A 16,300-nucleotide genomic window follows, 5' to 3' on the forward strand; every position below is an offset into this window, starting at 1 on the left:
TTCTCGGCGGCGATGGCGCCTGCTTCGCTTACCGTGCGCCGGCTTTGACGAGAATGTCTTCCATTTCCTTGAAGCTGCGCCGGCGTGCATGCTGCAGCGGTGTGACGCCTTGGCCGTCAGGAAGGTTGACGTCGGCCCGCGCCGCCACCAGCATCCGCACTACCTCGGTATGGCGAGGTCCGCCGTTTCCCAGAATGATCGCTTCCAGAAGCGCGGTCCATTGCAGGTTGTTGACATGGTTTACGTCCATGCCGGCATCGATCAGCATGCGCACGGTGTCCACCAGACCGCGCTCCGCGGCGGGAATGAGCGCCGTTCCGCCATAGCGATTGGTGCTTTTCAGATCGGCTCCATGTGCGAGCGTCATCTTCAGGATCTCGTTATGGCCGCGTGCACCGGCGTAGAGATACGGGCTGTCCTGGATACCGTCCTTGGCATTGACGTCTGCGCCCGCCTCGATGAGCACCCTGGCAGCTTCCACCTGATTACCGTGCGTGGCAACCAGCAGTGCCGTCGCGCCGGCCGCGTCCCGGGCATCGATATTCATTCCCCTGTCGAGCAGGGCACGAAGCCTTGCGACATCACCGTTCCTTGCTGCTGAATGCAAATGCGTCTCCTGAGCCCAGGCACCGGTCGCCGCGGCGATCAGCGCCAGCAAGACGATCAAGCGTCTGGCAAAAGCAGATATCTTCTCCGGCAGCATGTCTTGTTCCCTTTATTTCATGAGAATTGACATAGGGTGCCACAGTTTTCATGACTGGCGCGCAATGCCAGTCGCCTGCTTCGCGGCCTTTCCAATGCAGCGGCGGCAATATTCCGCTTCACATTCGCTGCTTCATGACAGGACTATTGCCGCGTGCCCGCATGCAGGCGCCTTTCCAGCCGATGCTGCAATACCTCGAAGCAGGCGCTTACCGCCCAATAGACAAGCGCCGCAAGGATATACAGCGGCAAGGGACGGAACGTGGTGGCGATGACTTCCTTGGTGGCCAGCAGCAGCTCCGTCACGGTGATGACGGATACCAGGGACGTATCCTTGATGAGGCTGATCAGGGTATTGCTCATCGACGGCACCGCCGCGCGCAGCGCTTGCGGAATCACGATGTGATTGAGCGTCTGCGCATAGGTCAGGCCGAGGCTGTAGCTCGCCATCCACTGGCCGCGGCTAACCGCCATGATGGCGCCGCGTATGCTTTCGGATAGATAGGCGCCGGCGTTGAGGCTGAGTGCGAGGATGCCGGCGGTTGTCGGCGAAAATTCAATGCCGATGCTGGGCAGCCCGTAGTAAATGACGAAGACCTGCACCAGCAGAGGCGTGCCGCGCATCATGCTGACATAGGCGGTTGCGAGCCAGCGCAGCAAGGTCCAGTTGGTGATGCGGATGACGGCAAGCGGAAAGCCGAGCACGAGCCCGCCGGCCATCGAGGCAAAGGCAAACATCAGCGTATAGCCCAGTCCGGTCATCATGACCGGCGCGGCAAGACGCAGGAGTTCAAGCAAATCCATGCCTGCGGCTGCCAAGGGTCAACGCATGATCCGGAATCCGGTTGAACGGCGCGGCTGCGCCGTTACTTCTTCGCTTCGTCATTGACGTTCAGCCGGCGGCTTGCTGACGTCGACGCCGAACCATTTCATCGAGATCTGCTTCAGGCTGCCGTCGGCCTTGGCATCCGCGATCGCCTTGTCGATCGCGGCCTTGAATTGCGGATTGTCCTTGCGGATCGGGATGCCCATCTGCTCGACCTTGCCGAGAGGCGCGCCGGCCTTCAGCGGCAGATTCGAGGTCTTCAGCAGGTAGGACACCATCAGGCTGTCGTTGAGCGCGGCGTCGACACGGCCGGCGGCGAGATCCTGCAGGTATTCAGGCGCGCCCGGATAGCTCTTCACCTCGACACCGGAAACATCCTTGGCCATTTTCTCGTAGTTCGATCCCTGGCCGACGCCGAGCCGCTTGCCCTTGAGCTCTTGCAGGCTTTTGAACTCGCGCTTGTCGTCGCGCTTGAGGATGAGCTGCGGACTGGAAATGGTATAGGGCTCGGAAAAATCGAAAGCCTTCCTGCGTTCGTCCGTGATACCGACCTGATTGACGATGACATCGTACTTGCTCGACGCGAGACCGGCGAGGATGCCGCTCCATTCGCTATTGATGAATTCGGCCTTGACGCCAAGCTTGGCGGCGATCAGCCTCGCCACATCGGCATCGAAGCCGCTCTGTTCGCCGGTCTTCTGTTCCTTGAAATTGAAAGGCGGATAGGTGCTCTCGGCGCCGACACGCAGGGTGCCGCGCGATTTGACGGTGTCGAGCAAATCTGCAGCGTTCGCGGCAGCGCTGGCGACGCAGGCGAAAGTCAGCGTGCATGCTGCACGCAAGAACCCTGAGGCAACATTCTTGTTCATGGCATTTCCTCGAAACATGCATGCTTCCGGACCGCACGGACGGCTCGCACGCCAAAGACGCGCGGCAAAGGGTATTGACGCTTGAGTGTAGAGAGGAATTGGCAACGGAAAGTTCAGCCAATGCAACAATGCACAATGCCCGCCGATGGCAGGCAATACGCCCGAGCGCGGAATGAAACCAAGGCTTGTGATGAAGGAATGCGCCAGCTTTTGAAACCGTGCGCGACCCGGCAAGCCTCACCGCGGTTGCCGTGTTTCCCCGCCGACTTGGTCACCACCCGGCTGACGCGGTAGTCGCTCCCGAATCCCTTGACCCTGATACCGCCCGGCATGGGAACGCGAGGGCACCGGGTCTTCGCATCAATTCCGATCTCGGCTCTGTCGGGCACGCAGGCAGGATCACACCCGGCCAAATATCAGGCTGGCATTGACGCCGCCAAATCCAAATCCGTTGGTAATGGCATGGTCCGTCGATATCCTGCGCGCTGATCCGCCGACGACATCCAAGCCTTCGGCTCCCGGATCAGGCTGTTCCAGATTCAGCGTAGGCGGCGCCATCTGATCACGCAGCGCCAGCACGGTGAATATCGCTTCCACGCCGCCTGCCGCGCCAAGCAAATGTCCTGTCGAGGACTTGGTGGCCGATATGGCGGGACCGCGACCTGTTCCAAATATAGTCCTGATGGCAGCCAGTTCGCTGACGTCGCCAACCGGCGTGGACGTGGCATGCGCATTCAAATGCCCGATCTGCTCCGGTTCCAGCTTCGCTTGCCTGAGCGCCAGTTCCATGGCGCGTCGTCCGCCGCTACCGTCTTCGGGCGGAGACGTCATGTGATAGGCATCGGCGCTCGTGCCATAACCAAGCAGCTCCGCGATTGGTACGGCGCCCCGCCGCAATGCGTGCTCCAGCTCTTCGATGACCAGTATGCCCGCCCCTTCTCCCATGACAAAGCCGTCCCGATCAATATCGAAAGGCCGGGAGGCCTGTGCGGGGCGATCATTGAAGCTCGTGGACATTGTCCTTGCGGCGGCGAATGCGCCCAGGCTGACACGGTCGATGCAGGCCTCGGCTCCGCCGCACACAGCAATGTCGGCTTCACCGGCGCGAATCAGGCGTGCCGCGTCGCCAATGGCCTGCGCACTCGCAGCGCATGCAGTGACAGGCGCGCCAAGGGGACCGCGAAAACCGTGGCGTATGGAAATCTGCCCGGCTGCCATGTTGGCCAGAAAACTGGGAACGGTGAAAGGAGAAAGCCGCTTCGGCCCGCGGTTATCGGTGATTCTGACGGCCTCCGTAATGGCGCCGAATCCGCCGATGCCGGACGCCACGATCGTTGCCGTCCTTTGGCGGGCGCTTTCCGTGCAAGGCTGCCAGTCCGCCTGTTTCAAGGCTTCCTGTGCTGCGGCCAAGGCAAACAGGCTGAACCGGTCCATCTTCTTCTGGTCCTTCGGTTCCACGGCGAGGGCGGCATCGAATCCCCATGGACGGTCCGGCGTCAATGCAGGCACTACGCCGCCGACCTTTGCTGCAATCCCTTCCGTGACTTCTTCGGACAAACCGGTCAATCCAGAACGGCCCTCGAGCAGATGTCTCCATACGGACTCAACCCCGCAGCCCAATGGCGACACCATACCCATGCCTGTCACGACGATGCGTTTCATATTCAAACCATGCTCCCTTAGTTGATTAATCCAGATATGCAGCCAGCGATTGGCAAAATGCGCCATACGGCAGCCGTCGTAAGCGTCTGGCACCGTAGAACCGGACGCCAGTATAGGGAGAAGGATTCGGAATAATTGGCACATCACGCCAAATGATATGCAAAATGCGCCATAATTAAAGCACCATGAACCTGTCCTGGCAAAGCTCTCTCACTGTTTCCGCTCACTTCCTCCACGGGATGCTGCACTTCATCCGCACCTGTCACGGCGAAGGCGCGGCGGCGCAGGCGCTCGCAAGCGCCGCCATTCCCCAGTCGCTTCTCGTTCAGCCGGATGCACGCCTGACGCGCCATCAATACGTCGCGCTCTACAGGACGGTCGCAGCCGCACTCGATGATGAAATGCTGGGACTGTGGTCGCGGCCCATCCGGGGCGGCACGTTAAAGTACCTTATGCTCAGCCTGCTGGACGCGCCCACCGTGCTGGTTGCGTTGAATCGTTTTGTCCGTTTCTGGAATCTGCTGCTGGATGATTACCGATTGCAGATTTCAACGAAGAACAACCTGGTACGACTGGCTCTCATGGAAAGAACGCCCGGCACGCAGGTCACGCCGCTCGGGCATGAACTGATGATGAAGCTCATTCACGGCATTGCATCATGGCTGCTCGGCAGGGAGATCAGCCTGCACCGCGTAGAGTTCAACTTCGCCAGGCCAAGGCACGTCGGGGACTATACATTCCTGTACCCCGGCGAGGTGCACTTCGACGCGGGCATGACCAGCATTTACTTCCTGTACGAGGATTGTGCGGAGCAGTTCAAGCGCGAGAAACACGAACTATGGGCATTCCTGAAACGTGCGCCGGAAGACTGGACATTCGGCGCATCCCATCGAGGTTCGCTTATCGCCAAAACGCGCGAATACCTTGAACAGAATATCGCGCGGCCGGTAACGATACAGGACCTTGCAAAGGCCTTGCATATCTCCGTACGCACGCTCAACCGCAGATTCGCCGAGGAAGGAACGCATTTCCAGTTGGTGAAGGACGGACTGCGGCGGGACATCGCAGTCCATCGGCTGGCAAATTCAAACACCGGCGTGGCCGCGCTGGCATTCGATCTCGGCTTCTCCAACGCCACCGGCTTTTGCCGCGCATTCAAGCATTGGACCGGCAGCAGTCCTACCGATTATCGCAAGGGCAACCGTCAGGGTGAGTGACGTGGAAAGTCATGCCTGCCCACATTGCAGAAACCGGTTTTACACCGTGAACGATTCCGCATAGATCAAATTGAATTCTAGAGCGCTTTCGGCTTGACTGTACTGTCGATGCCGGTCGATTTGCCTGCGGCACTGCGTTGCGTCTCCTTGCCATGGCCCCGCCATGTCGCGTCACCACGCCTTGTTCCGCAGGCAAATCACCTCGGCCTCGCCGAGTCCAGTCAAGCCGAAAGCGCTCTAGCTGTGAGGCGGCATTGCGCCGCCTCACAGCCATTCATCGGAAATCTTAAAAGTCTAGCGAACGTAGCGACTGCCGCATCTATTTTCAAAAGCGGCCATGCCATTGCTCGGCAGCTTCATATTGACATTCGCTGAGGCGAATTTCCCCGGAGTCCTCTCCCGGTTTCAAACCTGGTTTGAAGAGAAATCAATCGCGATAATTCTTTTTATAGCTTGCCGAACACTCCATCAACCGATCTCTGCACGCCAACCGTGAATCTCCAGCGCGGCGCGTCATGGTTCAATCCATGGCCGACACCTGTCGAAAGCACCGTATTTTCCGACGCCTTCCAGCGCAGCCCGAGTTCCGCCATATTGGATGCCTGCCCCCGCTGACGTTCCTGTTCGCGCGATACGCTCGCGGCAAGCAGCGAATTTTCGTTCATCGTCTGACTGTATGCGATACCGGCGAAGTAGCGGTTGTTGCGTTCCGTCGCCTCGGGGTGGAGATTGTGATGCAGGGCGACGTTGATGTGAATCCGGACCGGGTCCGCAGCATTTGCCGAACCAAGCGATTTGCTCATGAGGCCCTTGAACATGACTTCCGTGCCGCCGGACGCGGCGCCATAAGGTCGTTCAAGGCCGGCCGAGATTGCAAGTGCCGGCAGACGGCCGTCTTCGTCCCTGAGCTGGTAAAGTCCTTCTATGCTCATGTCTCCCTGGCTGGTCTCCGGCGCATTGCCGAAGCGATACGGCGCCGCGAATGAAAGCTCGAAGTCACGCGTGATGCCTGCCTTGATGCGAGGAACGAAAGCGTATTCATGGCGGCCTTCATTTGCCTCGCCTGATCTCAGGCGCTGATATTGCAATGCGCCGCTGAGTTCGATGGTTCCCTTGTCGACAGGCGAGGCATCTTCCACCGCCAGGGGCAATTCCTCTTCCAGTCCCTCAAGCTCGGCTGCGGCCACGCCCGCGACGGCTGACGACGCAAGCAAAAGCGCAGGCACCAGCGATTTGAGCAGTGCGGTCATGCGCTTCGATTTCGGCTCGGCCGGGATGTTTGCATGTCTCATGGATATGGTCCTTCTCGATGGCGGATCTTTTTTGCTAGAGCAGGCACCGGTTTTAAAAGTTCCTGCCATGGCAACCGCGCGTCGTCGGAAGTATTTAGCGAAATCAAAGGAGGCAGAAAACTCCATGAAGATCGCGGTCAAAGCTCTGACTGACGGAGCGGAGGACCCATGGCCGATAGCGGCATCGAAAAGGAAAGCTTGAAGGAGGAAATGCAGAACATCGTGGAAGAGGCGCGCATGGTGATCCCCGGTGTGCAAATGCTTTTCGGTTTCCAGACCATCGCGGTATTCAACGATCGGTTCGAAAGCCTGCCCTTGTCCGGCGTTTATGCGCACATGACCAGCCTGGGATTGCTCGTTCTGTCGATGGCCTTGCTGATGGCGCCGGCGGGATATCACCGCCTGGCGGAAAGAGGCCAGGTATCGCGGCGGATGGTCAAGCTTTCGTCGCGCTTTATCACGGCCGGCATGGTGCCACTGATGCTGGCCCTGACGGCAGATGTCTATGAAGTGGTTCTCGCGGCGATGGATGACAGCTGGATCGGCGTCGTGAGCGCAGCAGCTGCGTTGGGCGTACTGCTCGCGCTCTGGTTTATCCTTCCCATCGGGATGAGAATGAAATTAGGGAGGCCCTCGCGAAAGTGAATGCGGGCTGCATTGATCGCACCTTGGTTGTTGCGATCCTGAAAGTTGACGTCCTGCACAAGCGCTTCCTGCAAAACCGGCGGGGCCTCGCCGCTCGCTGCGGAAGAATTTCTCTCAAGCGTTCTGCTCTCCTAATCCATGACTTTTCCGCGCATTGCCTTCACCCGCCCGCGGACGGCCTTTCCTTCCAGACGCCGTTGCTGCGAACCGCGTGTCGGCTTCGTCGGCCGCCGCACTGCCGGTACGACGGCGATGCTTGCCACCATCTCCAGCAGCCGCTGCATGGCTTCCTCCCTGTTCTTTTCCTGGCTGCGATGAGTCTGCGCCTTGATGACGATGATGCCTTCCCTGGTGATGCGCTGATCGTTCAGGCGCAGCAGGCGTTCCTTGAGATGCTCGGGCAGCGACGAGGCGCGGATATCGAAACGCAGATGGACGGCGCTGGATACCTTGTTGACGTTCTGGCCGCCTGCCCCCTGTGCGCGAATTGCGGTGAATTCGACCTCGCTCGGGGGAATGTCCGGCACGTACCGGTTCATGTCGGACACGCTGGAGGAAATTCGGCTGCCTTCATCGGTGAACTTCCCCTTTCCTGGGCGCTCTTCGCACTAAACCGCCTTGACCGCGGCGGGCATCTTGGGTTTCTTCGGTTTCTTCGGCTTCTTTACGATGTGACCCTGTCCATCGGTCATCGGCACGCGGTGGTCCGGTTCAAACCCAGGCTCCTCGGTCCTCTTCAGGGTGGTGCGGACCAGGGCTTCGATGGCCGACAGTTGCTGTACTTCATCCGCACACACCAGGGAAACGGCTTCACCGGACGCGCCCGCACGCCCGGTGCGCCCGGTGCGATGGATGTAGTCCTCGGCGACGATGGGCAGGTCGAAATTGACCACCAGCGGGAGTTCGAGAATATCCAGGCCGCGCGCCGCGACATCGGTCGCTACCAGGATCTGTACTTCGCCGGCCTTGAAGCGCTCGAACGCGCGCAGGCGCGCCGGCTGCGGCTTGTCGCCGTGGATGGCGTCGGCATTGCAGCCCTGCGCGAGCAGCGCCCTGACCAGATCGTCCGCGCCGTTGCGGGTCTTCACGAAGACCAGCACCTGCTGCCATCCATGCTTCTTCCGCAAATGCAGGAACAGCTCCAGCTTGCGCTTCTTGTCGACCGGGATCATCCACTGGTGAATACCGCTCGCCGTGGTATTGCGCGGCCCGCTGTCGATGGACAGCGGATCGGCCAGCATCGAGGCGGCAAGCGTGCGTATTGCGTCGGAGAATGTCGCCGAGAACAGCAGGGTCTGGCGACGCGCCGGCATCAGCGCCAGCAGGGCATTGAGTTCGCGCGAAAAGCCGAGATCGAGCATCCGGTCGGCCTCATCCAGAACCAGGGTTTGCAGCTGGCCGAATTTCACCGCGTTCTTCTGATGCAGGTCAAGCAGCCGGCCGGGCGTGGCCACCAGGATGTCCAGCCCCTTGCGCAGCGCCATCATCTGCGGATTGATGCTGACGCCGCCATAGGCGGCCAGGGTGCGCAGCGGCAGATTGCGTCCATAGACGGCAAAGCTCTTGTGCACCTGCTCGGCCAGTTCCCGCGTCGGCACCAGCACCACCGAACGCACCGAGTTGCTGGCAGGACGTGCGCCTTCGGTTGCCAGGCGCTGCAGCAGCGGCAACGCGAAGCCGGCCGTCTTGCCGGTTCCGGTGTGAGCGGCGGCCATCAGGTCGCGCCCGGCAAGGATGGCGGGAATTGCCTGCGCTTGCACAGGCGTCGGTGCTGTATAGTCGAGCGCCTGCAGAAGCGGAGCGATCAGTCCAAGGGAAGAAAAGGTATTCAAAACGTGTCCGGCATGCCAAATATCAAAACAAGGGTAGAGTGTAGCCAACCGCGCGCTTTCATGCCGGATTCTTTCTGCAGTCCTTGCCGGTTTTGCTGTCCAATCCTGATTGCCGGCGCGCCTTGCCATGCCTGCGGCGTTTCCTGCCGCCCGCCTGCCCAACCTCATACTTAGAAATATCATGTCGCAGAACCAACTTTCCTCCTTCGCCAGCCTGGACCTGAACGATGCCCTGCTCCGGGTGCTGGGCGAACTCGGCTATGAACAGCCTTCCCCCATCCAGGCCGCCACCATTCCGGTGCTGCTCGAAGGCCGCGACGTGCTCGGGCAGGCGCAGACCGGCACCGGCAAGACGGCGGCATTCGCGCTGCCCATTCTTGACGGCATCGATATCCGCCAGACCGCATTGCAGGCGCTGGTGCTGGCGCCGACGCGGGAACTGGCCATCCAGGTCGCCGAGGCATTCCAGCGCTATGCCACGCATATTCCCGGCTTTCATGTGCTGCCCATCTATGGCGGCCAGAGCTATGGCCCGCAGCTTTCCGCGCTGCGGCGCGGCGTGCATGTGGTGGTCGGCACCCCGGGGCGGGTGATCGACCATCTGGAAAAGGGTTCGCTCGATCTTTCCCGCATCAAGACCCTCGTTCTTGACGAAGCGGACGAGATGCTGCGCATGGGCTTCATCGACGACGTGGAGCATATCCTGCAGCAAACGCCTGAGTCGCGCCAGACTGCCCTGTTTTCCGCCACCATGCCGAGCGCGGTCCGGCGAATCGCGCAGACTTACCTGCGCAATCCGGCGGAAGTAACCATCGCCGCGAAGACCGGCACCGCGGAAAATATCCGCCAGCATTACTGGCTGGTCAGCGGCATGCACAAGCTGGACGCCCTTACCCGCATCCTGGAAGCCGAGCCTTTCGACGGCATGATCATCTTCGCCCGCACCAAGCTGGGCACGGAAGAGCTGGCCGGAAAGCTGCAGGCGCGCGGCTTCTCTGCCGCCGCCATCAACGGCGACATGGCGCAGCAGCAGCGCGAGCGCACCATACAGATGCTCAAGGACGGCCAGATCGATATCCTGGTGGCGACCGATGTCGCCGCGCGCGGCCTGGATGTCGAGCGCATCAGCCATGTCGTCAATTACGACGTGCCCTACGACCCGGAAAGCTATACCCACCGAATCGGCCGCACCGGGCGAGCAGGACGCAGCGGCGAAGCCATCCTGTTCATCACGCCGCGCGAAAGAAACCTGCTCAAGGCCATCGAGCGGGCGACGCGCCAGCCGGTATCGCCGCTGAAGCTGCCCAGCATCCAGGACGTCAACAACGTGCGCATCGCGCGCTTCAAGGACCAGATCGACGAGGCGCTGGCCGCAGGCGGGCTGGAAGTGTTCCAGTCGCTGATCGAGGAGTACGAGCGAGAACGGAATGTGCCAGCGATCGAGATTGCGGCCGCCCTGGCGAAGATAGCGCGGGGCGACATGCCGTTTCTGCTGCAAAAGAACAGCCGGGAGACGGAAGGCGAACGCCCGCGTTTTGACGATGGCGGAACCGATGCAGGCCGAAGGGAGCGCGCCGGCAGGAGCGAACGCCGCGACAGGCAGGACTTCAGGGACGACGCGGACAGGCCGCAGCAGCCGAAGAAGGAGCGCGTCCAGCGCGCTCCGGAAGCCGGCATGCAGAGCTTCCGCATCGAAGTCGGCTATGTCCACGGCGTCAAGCCGGGCAATATCGTCGGCGCCATCGCCAACGAGGCCGGCCTGGAAGCGCGGCATATCGGCCGCATCGAGATCTACGACGACCACAGCACGCTGGACTTGCCGGCCGACATGCCGGACGATCTTCTGCGCCATCTGCAGACGGTCTGGGTGGCTGGACAGCAGCTGCGCATCAGCCGCGACGAGGACGGCGCCGGCAATGCCGCGCACGGAGGCACCCCGGCATCGCATGGAGCCAAGGAACGCCGCGTCGCGCCGCGCAAGGAGAAGCCGGCACGCGGCATCGAATCGGGCACGCAAGCCTACCGCATCGAAGTCGGGCACGTGCACGGCGTTCGGCCGGCCAATATCGTGGGCGCCATTGCCAATGAAGCAGACCTCGACCCCAAGCTGATCGGACGCATCGACATCCACGACGACCACAGCATCGTGGAGCTGCCGAAGGGAATGCCGAAAGAAGTTTTCTCGCTGCTGCAGAAGACATCGGTGGCGGGACAGCCGCTTCGCATCAGTACGGCAGCGCCGCAGCCGCCGCGCGAATCCGTCAGCCCGGCAACGGCAAAACCCAGGGAAAAATCGAAGGCCAAGCCGCATCGCAAGGGTCCGAGGAAAACCTGAAGGAGACCATCATGGAAATGAAGAAGATCAATGCCGGCAAGCTGCGCGCCATCGGCTATGATCCGCGCGAACGCATTCTGCGGGTCGAATTCGAGGACGGCAGCGCCATCGACTATTCCGGCGTCGGCAACGAAGTCTGGCGCAGGTTCTCCGGCTCCGGTTCGGCCTGGAGCTTTTACCGCGACAATATCGAAGAGGAATTCCAGGGCGAGCGGAGCCGGGTCAAGCCGCAAGGCAAGTCGCAGCAGCTTGAAGACCTCGAGAATCTCTTCAAGGCGCCCGGCGACAAGACAGGCGCCTGAAACGAAGCGGCGATGCGGCAAAACCAGTTGCCGCATCGCCGCTTGTTCCGCTTTACCCTCGCTCCGCCAGGACCGATTGCGGTCCGTGCGCAGCGAGACGATGATCAGCCGCCGACTTCGCGGATGCCGATGACCGTGCCTTCGCGGCGCTGATCGGCGCCGCCATACTGCTTGCCGTTTTTCAAGTTGATCACGACGCCCTGCACCGATCCGATCGTCGATGTGCATGCCGGCGCTCCGTTGACCTGCGGTACCGGATGGCCGAGCGCCGTCAGTCCCTGCAAGGTCTCGGCCGGAATGCCGCTTTCGCAGGTGATCGCTCCGGCCGCGCTGGTGACCGACCAGCGCGGCGCATCGATGGCCTGCTGGATCGACATCCGGTGATCGACGAGATTGAGCGTGACATTGAGCACCGAATTGATGATGGTGGCGCCGCCGGGCGAACCGTAGGCGGCAACGGGCTTGCCCTTGTAGAACAGCATGGTCGGGGCCATCGACGAGCGCGGACGCTTGAACGGCGCAACGTCATTGGCGCCGGGATTGCCGGTTGCCTCGTTGCGCGTCGGCGTGAAGTTGAAGTCGGTGAGCTCGTTGTTCAGCAGGAACCCGTAACCCGGCACGATGATGCCGGTGCCCCAGGTGTTTTCAATCGTCGTCGTGTACGACACCACATTGCCGTGCCGGTCGACTACCGAAAAATGGGTGGTATGCACGCCCTTCTCTTCTTCCAGTCCGGCAGTCCGGAGCGGCCGGTCATCGGCGGCGGCCGAATCGCAAGGGCGAGGATCGCCGGCCACGGCGGAGGCCAGCCGCTGGTCAGGATTGATCAGCTTCCGGCGCGTGTCGAGATAACAGGAGGAAATCAGTCCCCGCTTCGGCACCGGTACGAAGTCTTCATCGCCCATCCACACCGCACGGTCGGCGAAGCCGAGACGCATTGCTTCCGTCATCACGTGCAGGGTGCGGGTGCTGCCGAAACCGAATCCCTGGGATGCATCGCCGATCGGAAACTGCTCCAGCATCTTGAGCATCTGGATCACCGTCAGTCCGCCGGACGACGGCGGCGACATCGATTTCACTTTCACGCCGCGGTACTCGCCCTCCACCGGCTGCCTTACCTTGACGTCATAGGCAGCCAGATCGGACAGCGCCATGCGGCCGACGCCGGCATCGCCCAGCTTCGCATTGCTGCGCTTCTGCGCCTCGACGATGGCTCTCGCGATTTCGCCCTTGTAGAACACCTGGCTGCCTTGCCCGGCAATCAGGCGGAAGGTCTTGGCCAGATCCGGCTGGCGCAGCAGGTAGCCTTCAGGCAAGGGGCTGCCGTCCTTAAGGCGGAACACGGCGCGCGTCTCCGGCTGCAGCGCGGTACGTTCATTATTGATGTCGGCCGCAAGGAAGCGGTTGATGCGGAAACCGCTGTCGGCGAGCGTGATGGCAGGTTCCAGGGTTTGGGCCAGCGTCTTGGTACCCCATTTCTCCAGCGCGGTTTCCACGCCCAGCAGTGTGCCTGGCACGCCGACCGAGTGACCGCTGGTGGAGGCATCGGCAAACGCCTGGTTCAGGAACATGTCGGCCGTGGCCGCAGCCGGCGCCTTTTCCCGTGAATCGACGATGAAGGTTTCATTTCTCTTCGCCAGATGAATCATCATGAAACCGCCGCCGCCGATACCGGAAAACTGGGGTTCGACCACGTTCAGTGCGAATTGAATAGCGGCGGCCGCATCGATGGCATTGCCGCCCTGCTCTAGCATGCGGGCACCGGCCTCGGCAGCCAGCGGATGCGAAACCGACACCACGCCCTTGCGATAGGCCTGCTCCTGGACGGCCAGCGTATCGGGAAACGTTCTTGCCGTATTCTCGGCGTAGCCCAGCCCGGCGCTCAAGGCGGCGGCAAGGGGAAGGAGGCGTAATGCACGCAGCAATATCTTGCTCATGTGAACCCTTTCTTATCCGTTCATGGAGTTGCTCCTTGCGGAGCCCGGACTCGCCGAGACATCTGCACCATGCTTGGGCAGACAGCGGTAATTGAAATCTAGTAATCGCTTCCTGCTTTGCCAGCGCATCGCACAGGCATTTGATGATGATCAACCACCGAAGTCGGCCGCATCCATCCGGTACCCGCTTATGGCCTGCTTTCGATTGAAGAGTTAGAATCCTGTAGACTTGCAGCCAGGGAAGCAAATCATGCATCTCTGCTCCTCCAACCCGTACGCCGAAAGCCCTCCACACCATGGCGAATGACCTCGAAGCGGATGTAAGTGCGGTATCACGTATTGACGCTGTTCCCGCGATTCTTGAAGTGGTTTGCCGCACGACAGGCATGGGCTTTGCCGCAGTCGCACGGGTGACGGAGGATCGGTGGATTGCCTGCGCCGTGCGCGACGAGATCGAGTTCGGCCTGAAACCCGGCGGCGAACTGAAGATCGAGACGACGATCTGCAACGAGATCCGGGCAAGCGGCCAGGAGGTGGTCATCGACCATGTGGCGGAAGACGAGAGCTACCGCCAGCATCACACCCCGGCCATGTACGGTTTCCAGAGCTACATCTCGATGCCCATCTTTTACCCGGATGGAAATTTCTTCGGCACCTTATGCGCCATCGATCCGCGGCCTGCCAGGCTGAACCGTCCCGAAATCGTGAAAATGTTCAGGCTGTTCGCGGATCTCGTCATGCTGCACCTGCAGGCACTGGAAAGGACCGAGCAGGTACAGGACAACCTGCGGCATGAACGCGACATGGCGGCACGGCGGGAGCGGTTCGTTGCCATGCTCAGCCACGACTTGCGCAATCCGCTTGCGGCGATCGATGCCGGCGCGGAAATGCTCAAGAGGGAAACCTTGAGCAATCGGGGAACGAACGCGTTGCAGCTGGTGCAGCGCAGCGTACAGCGCATGGTTGCCCTGGTGGACGACGTGCTGGATGTGGCGCGCGTGCGCCTCGGCACGGGCGTGCCGCTCGTCCGCAAGAACACGCTCACTCAGGCCGACCTGGAACAGGTCATCGATGAACTGCAAAGCGCCTGGCCGGACAGAGCGATTACAACAGCCTTTGCAATCACCCGCGAAGTGCCTTGCGACCGCAGCAGGATCAGCCAGCTGTTTTCAAATCTTGTCGGCAACGCACTGGCGCACGGTGCGGCTGACGCGCCGGTCCACGTCGAGGCGCACTGCCGCGACGGAGTCTTTGAATTTTCCGTCGCGAATCAAGGCAAACCGATTCCCGAGGAGGTGCTTGCCAGCCTGTTCGAGCCCTTTTCCCGCCATTCGGACAGCATCCAGCACAACGGGATAGGACTGGGCCTTTATATCGCTTCCGAAGTCGCTCATGCCCATGGGGGCACGCTGGACGTTTCCTCTTCCGTGCATGAAACGCGATTCTGGTTCCGCATGCCGCTTCCACAGGATGATCAGCGCCGGAGTCTCGGCAACGCCGAACATGGGCGGATGAGGCAATAGCGCGGATTGCCGATTCCGACAGCGGCGGAAGCGGCAGGACCTGTACGTCCTTAATCCGGCTGGATATTGGCCGCCTTGATCACCTTGGTCCACTTCGCGGTTTCCTTGCGCACGAAGGCACCGAAATCCGCTGCGCTGCCCGGCGTGACCGTAGCGCCCATCTCGCTCATCCGCTTGACCACGGCAGGGTCGGCCAGCGCCTGACGCAGTGCGCCGTTCAGCTTGCCGACGATATCCTGCGGCATGCCTTTCGGTGCAACCAGTCCCCACCAGACCGTCGCCGAGCTTCCCGGCAAACCTAGCGAATTCACTGTCGGCACCGAGGGCAGCAGCTGCGTCGGCTGCGCATCCATGACGGCCAGCGGCCGCAGCTTGCCGGCCTGGATATGCGAAATCACTTCCAGCGGATTGATGGACATGAACGAGATGCGGTCGCCGAGCAGATCGTTGATCGCCGGCGCGCCGCCCTTGTAGGGCACATGCAATGCATCGATGCCGGATTCGGCCTGCAGCAGTTCGCTGGCGAGATGGCCGGAACTGCCGTTGCCCGCGGAGCCGTAAGTGAGCTTGCCGGGATTGGCCTTGCCGTACGCCACCAAGTCCCGCAGGGTCTTGAACGACGATGCCTGCGGTACCACCACTACCAGCGGCGCATAGCCGATGCTGCCGACCGGCACCAGATCCTTTTCCGGATCGAAGCTCATGTTCTTGTACAGGGCGCCATTGCTTGCCAGAGTATTGGATGCGGTCAGCAGCGTATAGCCGTCGGGATCAGCCTTCGCCGCCGCGCCCATGCCGATGTTGGTTCCCGCACCCGGGCGGTTATCGACGATGACGACCTGCTTGAGGAGATCGCCCATCTTCTGTCCGACGAGGCGCGTGACGATATCGACGCCGCCGCCCGCCGCATAGGGAACGATGATGCGGATCGGCTTGTTCGGGTAGACATCCTGCGCATGCGCGAACGAGATGGTGAAGGCTGCGGCCAGCATGGCGGTGCCCAGCCCCTTGCAAAGGGTGAATAGCGGTCGGGTGATGGTTGTCAAGGGAGAGTTCCTGTGAAGACGTGGGAATGGGATCAGTAATTTCCCGATGCCCTTTTGCTGAAAGGTCGGGTACTCGCCTATGAACGGACCCATATCCTTCGGTTTAGTTATT

General features: G+C 61.2%; 14 protein-coding genes. 5 read left to right on the forward strand and 9 right to left on the reverse strand.

The window, feature by feature from the left end; translation table 11 throughout:
- Nucleotides 1-28 precede the first annotated feature (28 nt).
- The 4 genes from IGW03_RS08465 to fabF all read right to left on the reverse strand — a co-directional run bounded on the left by IGW03_RS08465 (nucleotide 29) and on the right by fabF (nucleotide 4,059).
- The gene (locus IGW03_RS08465) at nucleotides 29-703 is read right to left on the reverse strand and encodes an ankyrin repeat domain-containing protein (protein ID WP_194722108.1); all 675 of its coding nucleotides are present in this window, start codon (nucleotides 701-703) and stop codon (nucleotides 29-31) included.
- 143 nt (nucleotides 704-846) lie between these two features.
- A complete protein-coding gene (locus IGW03_RS08470; RefSeq protein WP_194722109.1) occupies nucleotides 847-1,506 on the reverse strand; it encodes an amino acid ABC transporter permease in 660 nt (219 codons plus the stop codon).
- A gap of 78 nt (nucleotides 1,507-1,584) precedes the next feature.
- Complete coding sequence (locus IGW03_RS08475) at nucleotides 1,585-2,397, reverse strand: transporter substrate-binding domain-containing protein (RefSeq protein ID WP_194722110.1); 813 nt, start codon at nucleotides 2,395-2,397, stop codon at nucleotides 1,585-1,587.
- 399 nt (nucleotides 2,398-2,796) lie between these two features.
- Nucleotides 2,797-4,059 (reverse strand): beta-ketoacyl-ACP synthase II, encoded by a 1,263-nt coding sequence (gene fabF / locus IGW03_RS08480; protein ID WP_194722329.1) that lies wholly within the window; start codon nucleotides 4,057-4,059, stop codon nucleotides 2,797-2,799.
- 185 nt (nucleotides 4,060-4,244) lie between these two features.
- Between fabF and IGW03_RS08485 the strand changes: the two genes are divergently transcribed.
- Entirely contained in the window at nucleotides 4,245-5,276 is a 1,032-nt protein-coding gene (locus IGW03_RS08485) for an AraC family transcriptional regulator (protein ID WP_194722111.1), read from the forward strand.
- Nucleotides 5,277-5,722: 446 nt separating this feature from the next.
- Here the strand turns inward: IGW03_RS08485 and IGW03_RS08490 are convergent, their stop codons facing one another.
- Nucleotides 5,723-6,709 (reverse strand): hypothetical protein, encoded by a 987-nt coding sequence (locus IGW03_RS08490; RefSeq protein WP_194722112.1) that lies wholly within the window; start codon nucleotides 6,707-6,709, stop codon nucleotides 5,723-5,725.
- 27 nt (nucleotides 6,710-6,736) lie between these two features.
- Here IGW03_RS08490 and IGW03_RS08495 point away from each other — a divergent pair, with 27 nt between their 5' ends.
- Nucleotides 6,737-7,213 (forward strand): DUF6328 family protein, encoded by a 477-nt coding sequence (locus IGW03_RS08495; RefSeq protein WP_194722113.1) that lies wholly within the window; start codon nucleotides 6,737-6,739, stop codon nucleotides 7,211-7,213.
- A 131-nt stretch (nucleotides 7,214-7,344) separates the two neighbouring features.
- Here IGW03_RS08495 and arfB read toward each other — a convergent pair whose 3' ends face one another.
- Nucleotides 7,345-7,752, reverse strand: coding sequence for an alternative ribosome rescue aminoacyl-tRNA hydrolase ArfB (arfB, locus tag IGW03_RS08500; protein ID WP_194722330.1), 408 nt, complete (start codon nucleotides 7,750-7,752; stop codon nucleotides 7,345-7,347).
- A gap of 69 nt (nucleotides 7,753-7,821) precedes the next feature.
- Nucleotides 7,822-9,045, reverse strand: coding sequence for a DEAD/DEAH box helicase (locus tag IGW03_RS08505; protein WP_228535241.1), 1,224 nt, complete (start codon nucleotides 9,043-9,045; stop codon nucleotides 7,822-7,824).
- A 181-nt stretch (nucleotides 9,046-9,226) separates the two neighbouring features.
- Here IGW03_RS08505 and IGW03_RS08510 point away from each other — a divergent pair, with 181 nt between their 5' ends.
- Together IGW03_RS08510 and IGW03_RS08515 are read left to right on the forward strand one after the other, a co-directional pair.
- Entirely contained in the window at nucleotides 9,227-11,380 is a 2,154-nt protein-coding gene (locus tag IGW03_RS08510) for a DEAD/DEAH box helicase (RefSeq protein WP_194722115.1), read from the forward strand.
- Nucleotides 11,381-11,391: 11 nt separating this feature from the next.
- On the forward strand, nucleotides 11,392-11,682 hold the full coding sequence (locus tag IGW03_RS08515; RefSeq protein ID WP_194722116.1) for a KTSC domain-containing protein: 291 nt from the start codon (nucleotides 11,392-11,394) through the stop codon (nucleotides 11,680-11,682).
- Between the two features lie 104 nt (nucleotides 11,683-11,786).
- Here the strand turns inward: IGW03_RS08515 and ggt are convergent, their stop codons facing one another.
- A complete protein-coding gene (gene ggt, locus IGW03_RS08520) occupies nucleotides 11,787-13,619 on the reverse strand; it encodes a gamma-glutamyltransferase (RefSeq protein WP_194722117.1) in 1,833 nt (610 codons plus the stop codon).
- Nucleotides 13,620-13,915: 296 nt separating this feature from the next.
- Between ggt and IGW03_RS08525 the strand changes: the two genes are divergently transcribed.
- Nucleotides 13,916-15,142: a GAF domain-containing sensor histidine kinase gene (locus tag IGW03_RS08525; protein ID WP_194722118.1), complete on the forward strand. Its 1,227-nt coding sequence runs from the start codon at nucleotides 13,916-13,918 to the stop codon at nucleotides 15,140-15,142.
- A gap of 50 nt (nucleotides 15,143-15,192) precedes the next feature.
- Here IGW03_RS08525 and IGW03_RS08530 read toward each other — a convergent pair whose 3' ends face one another.
- The gene (locus IGW03_RS08530) at nucleotides 15,193-16,134 is read right to left on the reverse strand and encodes a Bug family tripartite tricarboxylate transporter substrate binding protein (RefSeq protein ID WP_194722331.1); all 942 of its coding nucleotides are present in this window, start codon (nucleotides 16,132-16,134) and stop codon (nucleotides 15,193-15,195) included.
- Between the last annotated feature and the right edge of the window lie 166 nt (nucleotides 16,135-16,300).

It is taken from the genome of Noviherbaspirillum malthae (assembly GCF_015352985.1).
Lineage (GTDB): Bacteria > Pseudomonadota > Gammaproteobacteria > Burkholderiales > Burkholderiaceae_D > Noviherbaspirillum > Noviherbaspirillum malthae.

What these genes read in the sequence shown, in the direction of transcription:
- IGW03_RS08465 (WP_194722108.1), bottom strand. Translation starts at nt 703, where the DNA reads ATGCTGCCGGAGAAGATATCTGCTTTTGCCAGACGCTTGATCGTCTTG.
- IGW03_RS08470 (WP_194722109.1), bottom strand. Translation starts at nt 1,506, where the DNA reads ATGGATTTGCTTGAACTCCTGCGTCTTGCCGCGCCGGTCATGATGACC.
- IGW03_RS08475 (WP_194722110.1), bottom strand. Translation starts at nt 2,397, where the DNA reads ATGAACAAGAATGTTGCCTCAGGGTTCTTGCGTGCAGCATGCACGCTG.
- fabF (WP_194722329.1), bottom strand. Translation starts at nt 4,059, where the DNA reads ATGAAACGCATCGTCGTGACAGGCATGGGTATGGTGTCGCCATTGGGC.
- IGW03_RS08485 (WP_194722111.1), top strand. Translation starts at nt 4,245, where the DNA reads ATGAACCTGTCCTGGCAAAGCTCTCTCACTGTTTCCGCTCACTTCCTC.
- IGW03_RS08495 (WP_194722113.1), top strand. Translation starts at nt 6,737, where the DNA reads ATGGCCGATAGCGGCATCGAAAAGGAAAGCTTGAAGGAGGAAATGCAG.
- arfB (WP_194722330.1), bottom strand. Translation starts at nt 7,752, where the DNA reads ATGAACCGGTACGTGCCGGACATTCCCCCGAGCGAGGTCGAATTCACC.
- IGW03_RS08510 (WP_194722115.1), top strand. Translation starts at nt 9,227, where the DNA reads ATGTCGCAGAACCAACTTTCCTCCTTCGCCAGCCTGGACCTGAACGAT.
- IGW03_RS08515 (WP_194722116.1), top strand. Translation starts at nt 11,392, where the DNA reads ATGGAAATGAAGAAGATCAATGCCGGCAAGCTGCGCGCCATCGGCTAT.
- ggt (WP_194722117.1), bottom strand. Translation starts at nt 13,619, where the DNA reads ATGAGCAAGATATTGCTGCGTGCATTACGCCTCCTTCCCCTTGCCGCC.
- IGW03_RS08525 (WP_194722118.1), top strand. Translation starts at nt 13,916, where the DNA reads ATGGCGAATGACCTCGAAGCGGATGTAAGTGCGGTATCACGTATTGAC.
- IGW03_RS08530 (WP_194722331.1), bottom strand. Translation starts at nt 16,134, where the DNA reads ATGCTGGCCGCAGCCTTCACCATCTCGTTCGCGCATGCGCAGGATGTC.